Annotated in this window: 11 protein-coding genes; all 11 read left to right on the top strand. The window is 48.5% G+C overall.

Annotated elements, in window-relative coordinates; all coding sequences use genetic code 11:
• The first annotated feature begins 322 nt into the window (after window positions 1–322).
• The 11 genes from H6973_05865 (at window position 323) to H6973_05815 (ending at window position 12,891) form a co-directional block, all read left to right on the top strand.
• A complete protein-coding gene (locus H6973_05865; GenBank protein ID MCP5125163.1) occupies window positions 323–979 on the top strand; it encodes a hypothetical protein in 657 nt (218 codons plus the stop codon).
• Window positions 980–1,059: 80 nt separating this feature from the next.
• The gene (locus H6973_05860) at window positions 1,060–1,926 is read left to right on the top strand and encodes a sugar transferase (GenBank protein MCP5125162.1); all 867 of its coding nucleotides are present in this window, start codon (window positions 1,060–1,062) and stop codon (window positions 1,924–1,926) included.
• A gap of 44 nt (window positions 1,927–1,970) precedes the next feature.
• Window positions 1,971–2,876, top strand: coding sequence for a glycosyltransferase family 2 protein (locus H6973_05855; protein MCP5125161.1), 906 nt, complete (start codon window positions 1,971–1,973; stop codon window positions 2,874–2,876).
• Between the two features lie 76 nt (window positions 2,877–2,952).
• A complete protein-coding gene (locus tag H6973_05850) occupies window positions 2,953–3,870 on the top strand; it encodes a class I SAM-dependent methyltransferase (protein MCP5125160.1) in 918 nt (305 codons plus the stop codon).
• Entirely contained in the window at window positions 3,807–4,871 is a 1,065-nt protein-coding gene (locus H6973_05845) for a nucleotidyltransferase family protein (GenBank protein MCP5125159.1), read from the top strand. The genes H6973_05850 and H6973_05845 overlap by 64 nt, the downstream gene beginning before the upstream one ends.
• Window positions 4,864–5,802, top strand: coding sequence for an NAD-dependent epimerase/dehydratase family protein (locus H6973_05840; GenBank protein ID MCP5125158.1), 939 nt, complete (start codon window positions 4,864–4,866; stop codon window positions 5,800–5,802). Before H6973_05845 ends, H6973_05840 begins: the two co-directional genes overlap by 8 nt.
• 2 nt (window positions 5,803–5,804) lie before the next feature.
• Entirely contained in the window at window positions 5,805–6,956 is a 1,152-nt protein-coding gene (locus H6973_05835) for a radical SAM protein (protein MCP5125157.1), read from the top strand.
• 336 nt (window positions 6,957–7,292) lie between these two features.
• On the top strand, window positions 7,293–8,432 hold the full coding sequence (locus H6973_05830; GenBank protein ID MCP5125156.1) for a hypothetical protein: 1,140 nt from the start codon (window positions 7,293–7,295) through the stop codon (window positions 8,430–8,432).
• A gap of 32 nt (window positions 8,433–8,464) precedes the next feature.
• Window positions 8,465–10,051: a hypothetical protein gene (locus tag H6973_05825; GenBank protein MCP5125155.1), complete on the top strand. Its 1,587-nt coding sequence runs from the start codon at window positions 8,465–8,467 to the stop codon at window positions 10,049–10,051.
• A gap of 117 nt (window positions 10,052–10,168) precedes the next feature.
• Window positions 10,169–11,500 carry a polysaccharide biosynthesis/export family protein gene (locus H6973_05820; protein MCP5125154.1) on the top strand — a complete coding sequence of 444 codons (1,332 nt, stop codon included), beginning with the start codon at window positions 10,169–10,171 and terminating at the stop codon, window positions 11,498–11,500.
• A 116-nt stretch (window positions 11,501–11,616) separates the two neighbouring features.
• Entirely contained in the window at window positions 11,617–12,891 is a 1,275-nt protein-coding gene (locus tag H6973_05815; GenBank protein MCP5125153.1) for an oligosaccharide flippase family protein, read from the top strand.
• Window positions 12,892–12,926 lie beyond the last annotated feature (35 nt).

Genomic DNA, 12,926 nt, shown 5'->3' with positions numbered 1-12,926 from the left:
GGTTATAGTAGCATTAAAACACCAGACTGCCTGGTGTCAGAAAATTTTACACCTTATATTTTTAATGGACATAGGCAATCTGGAAGAATCGACGCAGATTATTTTTTAATAATTTTGTAAAAATAAATACTTATGATGGTTTATTGAAAATTATTGATAGAAAAATTCAAGATTGTTTTTTAAAGTCATTGTCGGGATTTTTTACAATTCAGGTGTGGACTGTTTTTTTGCTTTCTCCAAGCAGTTATTTTTCAATATATAACTTTATAATGGTCTATTTCTTGCTTAAATTTTAGATCATTGCATCTTTAGGAGAGATTGTATGAACCAACTTAAAATGCTGTTCCTCCCTCTGGCGTTGCTCTGCGGTTTAGTCGCCGTTAGCATGGCTCCCATGGCTAACGCCACGCCGTTTGCAAATCCCGATCCTACAACTCTTCTCGACGATATCGACGGGAGCGGATATTTCATTCCGGAACCAGGGGGCAGTCTTGGTATAAAACTCTCTGATATCGCGTCAGGTCCTGGAAGTATTTTCGGTTTCTTTTTCCAGGGCAGCGACATCAGCGATCCCGCAAATCTGATTGTTCTGTTTGATGAGACCGATGCTGTTAACGATATAGTGTTGGTCGACTTCGCCGTCGGGTTTTCTTACGACCATGAGGATTCTGTTGTCCAGAGTACCTTTACTCCGATGAGTGGCGTACCCATCGGTTTTTTCTTCCAGGTGCCAACACTCCCACCACTGTTCTCGGACGCCTCTCTCAACAGTGGTTTCGATGTGATGGGAGCTTTTCCAGCACTAGGTCAACCAACTACTTACGCACTGCTATTTGACGCACCAGGGATCGGTGTGCTTGGTCTTGATGTCGTCACCGGGATTCGTGCTGTCCCAACTCCTGGCGTCGCTGCACTACTAGTGACGGGCTTGATGCCTCTTGCCTGGCTCCGTATCCGCCAGCGTCGATTGCTGGCTTAGCCGCAAATAAATATATCCGCGTTTCGCCTACTTAGATCGGGCGGAGTGTCCAGACTTCGAAAGATGGTGCGAGCAAAATCATGAAAGGTATGAACCTACAGCCACTGGATCGCCAGACTAACGCAACCTTACTTCAAGAAGGGGGCGATGCCGGTCAGTTTTGTCTTCTCGAATGCGAATGCTGCGCGATCAGAAGCGTCGACAGGATAGAAACGTACCAGCGCGTAGTGCGACGCGCTATGGATATCAGCGTATCTCTGTCTGTTCTGGTGCTAACACTGCCGTTGATGTTGTTGATTGGCGCTCTTATTCGGCTCGACTCGCCTGGGCCGGCGCTATTCTGGCAAACCCGTATGACTAAGGATCGACGTTCCAGGATGCGAACGCCGCAGGCGCGGTCGATAAATCATGACGCTTCTACGCTGAATCAGGAAGGTTCAGTAGCGTCCAACGCCCAACAACCGAAAATATACATGGTTGGGAGTCCATTCAAATTCGTCAAATTCCGCACCATGTATGCTGACGCTCGTGAGCGGTTTCCGGAACTTTATACTTATCGCTATAGTGATGAGGAAATCAAACAGATCAAGTTCAAAGTGACCGATGATCCTCGAGTGACGCGAATTGGGCGGTTTCTGCGCCGAACCAGTCTGGATGAGTTGCCCAATTTCTGGAATGTGCTTATCGGTGACATGACATTGGTTGGTCCGCGGCCCGAGATCCCGGAAATGAGTCCTTATTATTCCCCGCACCAGTTGCGAAAGTTCACTGTGCTGGCGGGCATTACTGGGCCTTCGCAGATCAGTGGCCGTGGCGATCTGACTTTTCAGGAGACCGCTAATCTGGACGCAGAGTATGTTATGCAACGAACATTCAAAGGTGAAATTGCCATACTTTGGAAAACGCTGGTCGCTGTGTTCAAAGGAAAGAATGCTGGCGCATTTTAGTTAGTGCGCTGACACGCGCCATACATCTTGCTGGGAGAAGCGTCTTGGAACTCTCGATTATTATTGTCAATTACAACGGTGGCGAACTGGTGAACCCGTGTCTCCATTCGCTGTTTGAGAACCCGCCACAAGGCGAGTTCGAGGTGGTGTTTGTGGACAATGCTTCCACCGACGGAAGCTTCGAGGCAGTGAAAGCAGCTTTTCCCACTGTACGTTTCGTCGCCAAGGATATCAATCAAGGACTTGCCAAATCGTTCAACGAAGGGCTGCTTTTGTCTCGCGGTCGCTATATTTTGTCGTTAGACAATGACACCTGCGTACTACCAGGCGCGTTGGACGCCATGCTGACCTTCATGGATGCGCATGCCGACGTTGGCGCCGTGGGTAGCCTGCTGCTAAACCCTGATCTCACCCCGCAAAAAACGCTGCGGCGAAAACCGTCAGCCATTAACGCCATCTTCGGGCGGCGCTCCCTAATCACGCGAATTTGGCCAAGTAATCCACTGTCGCATCGCTACCTGATGGATGATTTAAGTAACACCGATCAACCATTTGATGTGCATTGGGTGTCTACTGCGGCTCTGATGGTGCGCCGGGAGGCCGTAGATGCGGTTGGTGGTTTGGATGAAGATTTCTTTGTCTATTGGGTAGATGCCGACTGGTGTGCGCGCCTGCGTGATGGACAGTGGCGGATAGTCGCTGTGCCGGCGGCGCGAATTATCCATGACGAGAACTTAAAGGCCAAGCGTCGATCACGGCGTAATGTACGGATGGTCATCGATTTTCACCGTGGCGCCTATCTCTACTACCGCAAGAATCACGCCCGCTCGCTGCTTAATCCAATGGCGCTGGTAGCGCTCGCGGGTTTATCAATCCGCGCTGTAACACTGATAGTCTATGACTACCTGCGTTGGGTGGTTATGTCCCAGACAGAAGGAGCAAGACGTTGATTTTAAAAAATATCTGTGCAGCGCTACCTGCGCAGCTAGGCTATTTCACAGCCTATGAGAATGCGCTTCCTCAAGCATGAGAACCATTCCACCTTATCTCGCCTGCCCCTGCGAACAGCATTCAACCTTGCAAATTAGCCAGGATGGCTTGCATTGTCTGGCTTGTGGACAATATTTTGAGACTGTCGATGGCGTACTCGATCTGTTGATGGGTGAGCGTTTTGATGATGAGCAGTGCGATTGCATGTGGTCCAATGAGGAAATGACCGGACGTTTTTTGTCACAAAATTACCTTGATCCATTGCTTAAGCATTTATTTGATAATCGCCTCGATAATGCACTACGCATCTTGTCGATCGGTTGTGGCGTTGGTTCGGATGTGGAAACACTTAATGAACTCGGCTACGAAGCCTGTGGAGTGGATGCGGGTAGTCGCGCCAAATACTGGATGCGACGCCAGTGGCCAGATCGCTATTATCTGGCAAACGGTAAGCACCTTCCGTTTGCTGATGAGAGTTTCGATGTCGTGCTTATGGGTTGCGTCATCCCGCATATTGGCGTGGTGGGCGATACCCAGACGACTACCTTAGATTATCTTGAACAACGACAGAGGGCGGCGCGTGAAATGCGACGTGTAGTAAAAAAAGGCGGTTATATATTGATCAGTAGCCCAAACCGATTGTGCCCGTTGGATTTTTTCCATCGCAGCCGCCACGACGCACACATGCCGCGTCTGCATTCCCGCCAAGAGCCTTTTCTGCTTTCCGTAGACGATTATGCGATGCTGCTGCGCGAGGACGGTGATTGTCAGCACATCAAAGTATTGCCATTGCGTGGATACTGGGGCTTTTTTTCATCGTCGCGCTATTTGCTTGGGCGTATCCTGCAATTGCCTGTGCGCTTCTATTTCAACCAGTTTATGTCCTGGCAATGGACCTCAAAGCTCAGGTCGACTGGCCTGAATCCGTGGCTCATCCTGCTGGTGCAGCGTTAAGACCGATGGCTAGTTCTTCAAACGGTGCACGCGATAACGCCTATCTTGGTGTAATTCTTGCTGCTGGGCGCGGCAGCCGGATGCAAGTTTTCAGTGACGAGTATCCCAAGCCATTGCTGCCTGTCGGTAACAAGCCATTGTTGGCGCATCAGATCGAACTGATGCGAAATTTGGGCATTCGTGAAATCATCATATTGATTGGACACAAGGGCTATCAGATCGCACGGGTTCTTGGCGATGGCAGTCAATACGGTGTCAGGTTACGCTATGTCGAGCAAACTGAAGTACTCGGCATTGCCCATGCTGTAGGACAGCTTGAGCGCCATGTCGATCGTCCATTTCTGCTATTTTTGGGCGATATCTTTTTCGTGCCGCGTGACCTCGATGCTTTGTTCGCTGCGTTTGAGGAGCAAGGAGCGGCCGGTGTGCTCGCTACCAAGGAAGAATCCGATCCGGACGCTATCCGTCGCAACTTTTCAGTGACGTTGGCTGCCGACGGCAGCGTGAACCGGGTAATAGAAAAGCCACGTCATGTAAGCAATAATCTCAAGGGGGTTGGACTCTATCTATTCGATCTCTATATCTTTGACGCTATTCGGCGTACGCCGAGAACAGCGATGCGTGACGAATATGAAATTACTGACTCGATCCAGGTGATGATTAACGATGGACACATTATTCGCACGGCCAATGCGGTGTATGATGATCTAAATGTTACCTATCCGCGTGACTTGCTCCGTATCAACCTGGAGTTGGCTTGCCGCGAGGCAGGCAACATCTTACTGGGCAAGGATTGCGAGGTACATCCCGAGGCGGAACTGATTAACGTAGTGCTTGGTCACCATACACGAATTCGCCAACCGCTGGAGTTGCGTAACGTACTGGTTTTTGATGAGGTAGACCTGAGTGGACCCGATATCGTGGAGAACGCCATCATCACTTCCCATAAGATAGTCAATTGTGATGCCGAAGATAGTTGGACGGAGAGGGCGCATGGCTAAAGCATTCACCAGCGCCTGTGTTACTGGCGGGGCAGGCTTTATTGGATCACACTTGGTGCGTGCGCTGTTCGACCGAGGGCTGCAAGTACGGGTCATTGATGATCTGAGCGTTGGTCGGAGAGAAAATGTGCCGGAGGGCGTAGATTTGATCGTCGGCGACATTATGCATCACGATGTTGCGGCGGCGGCGGCTGATGTTGATGTGGTCTTTCATCTTGCAGCGCGCGTGGCGATTCGGTCTTCATTCGAGTATGTGGTTGAAGACACTGCAACTAATCTGACAGGCACGGCCAGCATTCTTCGATCCATTGCTTTGGCGCCTCGGCGTACGGTCAAGCGTTTCGTATTGGCGTCATCCATGGCGGTTTATGCTGATTCCAACCCAGGCATGCCGATGGCCGAGACCCATGCGACCGATCCAATCAGTCCTTATGGCATATCGAAGCTGGCTGCAGAACAACTTAGCCGGCGGATGTGCGAACAGATAGGAATCGATTCAGTCAGCTTACGCTTGTTTAATACCTATGGTCCTGGCCAGGTTTTCAGTCCGTATGTGGGCGTGGTCACCATTTTTACTCGAAAGCTGCTTGCAGCGGAGACGCCCACCATTTTCGGCGATGGTGAACAGCAGCGCGATTTTGTGCATGTACAGGATGTTGTTCAAGGATTTCTCAGTGCTATGGATCACGCACCGACAGGTAGAGTGTACAACATTGGATCAGGACAAGGTCTAACTGTTAACGAGGTTTACAAGGCAATTCAGAGTGTGTTGGGCGTTACCGTCGCGGCTCATCATAAACCGTCAGTACCTGGAGAGCTTCGCTATTCCATTGCTGACATCAATCAGGCCAAACGGGCGCTTGGCTATATGCCGCTACATGAATTTCAGGTTTCCATCGCTGACATTGTAAAAGAGATTGAGAGGAGTTGACTGTGGCTATCGAAAGCATACTCCCCACCACTCGCCAACGGCATCGGCTTGATAACTCTATATTGCGTCTTCTGCGCCGGATTCCACAATTTACTCGAACCTCGCGGCATTTCTGGTCTCTGGTAAAGCACTCAACGCCACGCAAAATCGCGAATCTTCTACTCGTTGAAGCGGAATACCGACTGCGGCGAACACAAGTGCGAGGACGACCCTACATTATTATCGTCGATCCTTTGAATGTGTGTAACCTGCGATGTCCTCTATGCCCGACAGGTACTGATGATCTTGGACGCAAGGGCCAGAAAATGTCGTGGGAAGTATTCCAGAAAACGATCGACGAAATGGCGCCCTATGCCTATGAAGTCAACCTGCACAATTGGGGCGAGTCGCTTTTACATCCGAATATCTTCGAGATGATTGCGTATGTAGCCAGCAAAAATATCGCTACTAATATGAGCACCAACTTTAATCTGGTCACCGACAAGAAAATCGATCAGCTTATTAACAGTGGCCTGGAGTATCTGATTCTGTCGATTGACGGCATCTCATCGGAAACTTACGATAAGTATCGTGTTCGTGGCAATCTCGATAAGGTGCTCGCCAATGTCAAAAAGCTCATCCAGCGCCGACGCGAACTCCATAGTTCCACGCCTTATCTCGAATGGCAGTTCATCGTCTTCAAACACAATGCCCACGAGGTTGAGGCCGCCCGTGAATTGGCAATGTCTATGGGAGTAGATCGTTTTCGCATCATTCCACCCGGTTTACCGTTCACTGCCAAGGATCCGGAGCAACTACGCCGCGAATGGTTCGTGCCAAAGACGAATGATAAGCAAGAAGAAGAGCCAGAGACATTCCGCGAAGAAATCAGCGGACCGTGTTTTTATCTTTACCGATCCTTTACAACTAACCCAGATGGCGGCACTGCACCCTGCTGTATTGTTTATGGCAAAGACAACGATTTTGGTGATATAAAAACGCAAAATTTTCATGATATTTGGAATAATGAGAAATATCTATCCGCTCGGAGCCAGTATCGTGACAACGGCAAAGTGACTACGCCGACTATTTGCGATGGCTGCACGATTTTCAAAAAGCGCACACAACCTCCGTCCAAGTTTTTGAATACAGAAATCACTGTCAAAATCCAATAGCGTTCTGCGATGGCTGCGGCCCGCCACTACATTCGCCCCAAACCGCCGCCCCCTAAACCGGGTTCCGCTTGAAATTAATGAGTATCCATTTTTTGGATGGCAATAAGTGATAAAGAGATGCTAAAATAATCGGCATTGTCCCCATTTAAAGTGACTTCCAACAACAACCATTGCTAAATGGGGGGCGTGAATAATCGCGGTGCATCCACGCACAGGGGTAGTGTGGATAGATAAGGCGCATCGGGCCGCAATCTACGCTGACCAAGTGATTTGGAATCACCGTGATTATGTAGGAACAAGTTTATTAATTTGCAAATTTAATATCAGGACAGCGTAATGAAAAAACGAGCTGATTTATCCGGTTGGCGATATGTGATGCGGCGTGGCCTTATTAGTTTAGCACTGGTTGTGATCACAAGTTGTGTAACTTATCAAGGGCATGCACAGACACGATCTTTTTATATGGGGTTCACACCGTGGCCTTGGGACATGGGATGGGATGCAGTGAAATCAACCTATGATTACATCAACGGCCATGCTGATATTATCTCGCACCACATCGAAGAGGGAGTGCCCTGGACTGAAGCGTTGGCAGGAGAACCTTTCAACGAAAAGATGATGGAATCGTGGCAATTACGTAAGCAACTTACCAGTCCCAATCTCAAGGTCTTCTTATCAGTCAATCCCATTAATCAACTACGAACCGGCATTGCTGATTATCGTGGCGCGGATATCCAAATGCCACTACCCGATGCCTTTAAAGGTAAGGCATTCAACCACCCCGATGTAAAAAAGGCCTTTACAGCTTATGTACGCCGAGCAATCGAGTTTTTCAGTCCAGATTATTTGGCGATCGCTATCGAAGTCAACGAACTATTGGAAAATTCGCCCGACGAGTGGCCAGCCTTTGTCGATCTGTACACACACACTTATCAGGAAACGAAGAAGATATATCCGAATTTGCCGGTATTTTTCACTATATCGCTACACAACATGACTAATGCTAGTCGCGGTAATCCTGCTGAGAAATGGGAGCGCATTCAGCAACTGTGGAAGTTCGCCGATATTGCGGCAGTGAGCTATTATCCGTTTCTGCAATTCCCCTTTGATCTAGCTGATCCTATCCATGCGCTAGATGAAGTCCAACAGCGTACAAATTTGCCTATGGCCTTATCGGAGGTGGGTTACCCAGCCAAAAAAAATGTGGTTGAGGCCCTAGCGAATCTGCCAGCTACGCCTGAGATACAGAAAAATATTTATTATGTGATATTCAACAAGGCTAATGAGCAGAATCATCTGTTCGTGATTCTTTGGTGCTATCGGGATTACGACGCCCTGTGGGATCGCCTGAAGGGTAGCATACCGGAATTGGGCGGTATGTGGCGTGATGTTGGCATTCTCGATGGCAAGGGCAAGGCGCGTCCGGCGGAGGATATCTGGCAGTTGTTTTTCCTGATGCCAAAATCAACTAAGTAATCAATACACTTAATTCACTATCAAAGAAACGCATGGTGAAGACGCTAGAACTAGAAACCTTTACCTTTGCTGATATCCAGACCATTTTTTTCCGTTGGCGCTGGTTAGCAGCGTTCACTTTCATCGCTCTAATGGTTCCATCCGTACTGGTAATATTCCTGATGCCGCCTACTTACGAAGCAACAGGAACGGTCTGGATCAACCGACAGAGTCCAAACGCTGATTATTCAGTGCAGTCGAAAGCTAATTCCGGCAATACGACCTTCCGCAATGTCGATCGAAACGAGGAAATTAATACCTACGTCGAAATGCTTCAATCTCGAGTCATCGTTGAGGCTATGGCCGACAGACTGAACCTGACGCGGGAGTCATTGCGATATATTCGGGACGCCCGTCGCTATGTGCGCGCTATACTTGACGGGGTGATTGATGGTGCGCAATTTGTTTATAATAAGCTAATATACTTACTGCATCTAGGCACTGAACCGACACCAGAAGAAATAACTTTTCTTAACCGGGTCAATCTGCTTAATATGGCGCAGGACCGGCTGAGTGTGCGCCCATTGACTGATTCCAATATCATTGCTGTTGCCTTTCAGTGCAGCGATCCGCTTCTCGCCCAGAAAGCCGCTAATACCATTCTCGACCAATTTATTGAGTATTACGGTAATATTAAAGAAGCTCGCGCTAAAACATTCTTCTCTGATGTCAGTGATAAGCTCGGACAGGAGCTGGCTCATGCCGAAGCAGAGTTGGCAGTCGTTGAACAGGAAACGTCAAACTATTCTATCGAACAGCAGCGTGGTTTGTTACTGAATAATATGTCAGAAACCTTAGAGCGTTTGAAAGTAGCGCGTGTTGGACAGGCAGAGATACAAGCACGGAAAACTATACTACAGTCTCGGATTGAAACTGAACCAGAACGCATCGCGATACGCTCTGAGATTAAGCGGAATCCGGTGCTTGAAAAGCTGGAAGGCGAGTTAATCGAATTAAAGCGCCGCCGTACCCTACTGCAGCGCAAGCAACGCATTAATAACAGCATCCCATTGCAGCAGGTTGAGGCTGAAATTGCAGCATTACAACCACAACTTGATAAGATCAACCAACACGATGTTGATGGCAACGTTATTTTCGAGCTAAACCCACTGCGCCAAGAACTCCGTAGTCAACTGTTTAAGGCAGAAGTGGAATTAGCTGCTTTAGCGGCAGAAGAACAGGCTCTGGTCGAAAAAACGCAGGAATACCGCAATGAACTCGAAGCACTGTCGGACACGGACCTTCGCCTGCGTAGCCTAAAACGCAAAGTCAGCCGGCTAGAGGAGGCTTATACGTTGAATGTGCGCAATCGAGAACAGGCTAAAATCACTGAAGAACTAGCGCAAGCCCGGTTGGCAGACGTTCGCATAATCGATTATGCAGATTACCCGATGAAATCTATTAGACCACGCAAGTTACTCTACTTGGGGATCGCGCTTGGCGGCGCCCTTATCTTAGCGCTAGCGATGCCGTTTCTCGCCTATTTCAATGATAAGACTATCTTCGACGAGCATGACGTGGAGAAATATCTCGATGTGCGGTTCGTGGCTTCTTTTCCGTTGCAAGAGTTACCGGGATAGGCTAGGAGTCTGTCAGACATACCGGGATAGGCTAGGAGTCTGTCAGACATACCGGGATAATTTGGATATAAGTAGCCTGGACGCGGCTGGAAACCGTACCGGAGAAATCGCCTGTAAGTGCTTAACGCATCGAGGAATAGGTCGATTTTTACCAAAAATTTATTGCCTGCATATTGTCAAATTTTAAACCGCATGATTTTTATTAATTCATTAGTCCGACTCGCTTCTAAGCGAGATCAACTTGATACAGGAACATGTTCCCTCATCATTGCCAAGTTCGGTAAAAACCTTACTGTGTTGCTGCTACCCGTCTTCGGAATTTTTTTACTGGCCTTCACACTGGGCGCCTGCACATCATCGCATCCGCAAATGGCTGTTTTAGCGCCGCCGATGCAAATAGTAGCAGACGATCTGTCGATACAGCCAGCAACTGAACCTTACAGCCTGGCAGCTAGGAAATACCGGATTGCAGTTGGGGATGTACTCAACATTCGCTATTATCGCCAACCGGACTTGAATACCAAGGCGACAGTAGCGCCTGACGGTCGGGTTTCACTGCCATTTCTACAGACAGTGATTGCGGCAGGAGCGACGCTTGATGAATTTCAAATGCAAATACAGCACATGTATACGGATCTGATCGCGACTGCGCCCCCCCCGCAGAAGAAGCAGTATCTGATCGGTATCGGTGATGTCTTGGCAGTGCGGTTTCCTTATATGCCTGTATTTGATAGCAACACCATGGTACTCCCAGATGGCCGCATTTCTTTACCGCTCATTGCCCCGATGATCGCTGAGGGTAAGACGCTGGAGGCTCTGCAAAATGAACTGTTAGGACTTTACTCCACGCAATTCGCTGACCCTATTGTTTCGGTGTCCATGGCCAGTTTGGCCTCTAATACGGTCATCACTGAACAAGGACGCACAAATATCCCACTACCGGGATTGGATGATATATATGTAACTCTGGACAGCACACTTCCAGCGAAGGTTTTCGTTGCTGGCGAGGTAGCATCACCATCGGCAATCGATTATCGACCCACGCTCAGCGCCCTGCAAGCCATTATTTCGGTCGGCGGAGTGACTCAGCGCGGAGAGCTAGACAATGTCATCATCCTACGTAAGAACTTGAATGGCCAATCTGGCGGCTATATCGTGCGCAACCTTGACGCTGATATACATGGTCCTATGATAATGGTGGCCAGATCCAATTCATCTGATACAGGGGAAGATACAGGCAATCCAGTCACAAACGATATTTTGTTACAACCTTTCGATGTGGTTATTGTTCCTAAGACAACAATTACGAGCGTCAAAGATTTCCTGGACCGATATATTTATGATCTGCTCCCGCCATTACGAAACTCAAGCGTTGGCTTCACTTATCTTAAGAATGTCGGAACACAGAAAATTGAGCAGGATACCAAGACCACTATTGTGCCACCATAATGCTTAACGGATAGGTCTGACCCCAACTCTATATTGTTGTGCAGTCATAAAACGAAAACACTGGCTCTGCCGATTATATCAACTAGTTATGTAAATATCTTAGCAGGGTTAGATGGGTGGCGAGATCTAAACAGTATACAATTGCCCCGGTAAAATACAGTAGTATCCATGCTATCGCTAAAGTTGTGATTGGCAATGGTAGCTATATGGCATTGGGCTTCCTTGCCAATATCGTGGCGGCGAATGGCCTGGAGCCAACCGGTTTCGGTATGCTTGCTCTTGCACTTGCTTTGCTCAATGTGTTGCAAGAGATCTGTGGTAGCGGTATCGATTTGGCGATGGTGCGCTTAGCCGCTCCACATACGAAGAGCGATCCCGCGCGCGCTGAAGCGATTTTCCGCGCTGCCTTCCGCATCAAGCTGATAGCGAATTCTGGCATTGCCTTGTTGATATTCGTCATTGCTGACTGGATTGCTCAGCGTATTTATCTGGACGCGACCATGACCCCACTTCTCCGCTGGGTCTCTGTCGGTCTGGTAGGCGCCGCACTTTACAACTATATCATCGCCAAATTCCAGACACAGGAGCGATTCGATCTCTATGCTGTGTTGCGGGTAGTTGGGAACCTGTCGAAGCTTATCCTACTCGGTATCCTGTCGCTGCTGAACGCCTTCACTCCACAGAGCGTGGCAGCAGCCTGGATGGGAAGCTTTTTTCTAAGCTTTGGAATTGCGCTCGCTTTCAATCAACGGCAGTCGGAACTGCCATCCAAGGCGCCCGATTTACCGTACTGGATCGAAATCGTTCGATTTGGGCAGTGGGTAATCATGTCCAGCTTCTTATTCGCGCTATATTCACGGACCGACCTGCTATTGCTAGGACACTTCACCGAGGTTAACTCTGTCGGTCAATACGCAGTGGCTTGGAATCTCAATTTCGTCATTGATCTTTTAACCTATTCGGTTATCATCGCGTTACTGCCTAGCGCTGCGCGCATGGCGACTCATCTTGAATATCAGCGATACTTTCGTAGTACGTTAACAATTTGCGCATTGTTAGCATTTTTGCTTTTACCACTGTATTTTCTGTCAGACTGGTTCTTTGAACTGCTATTTCCTGATTATTTACAGGCAGCTGAAATATTCCGCATTCTGTTCATTGGCGCGATAGTCACGTTAGTAGTGCATCCTGTATATCTAGTGCTATACGCCCGCAATCGAGTTAGCTTGTTAACCTGGATAAACTTGTTTCTGGCAATCTTCACGTTGTTAGTAGGCGTCGTCATCATTCCCCGTTTCGGGGCGATGGGTGCGGCTTGGGTCACAGTTGCCGGTAGGGTGTTTGCGTCAATTATGATACTTCTTTTCGTATTGCGGGAGATACGTAATTAAAGCTTATCATGTCTGTCAAAATCGATCGATTGTTG

The organism is Gammaproteobacteria bacterium (genome assembly GCA_024235095.1).
In the GTDB taxonomy this organism is placed as follows: Bacteria; Pseudomonadota; Gammaproteobacteria; order Competibacterales; family Competibacteraceae; genus UBA2383.
This window is presented reverse-complemented; position numbering and strand designations above follow the sequence as displayed.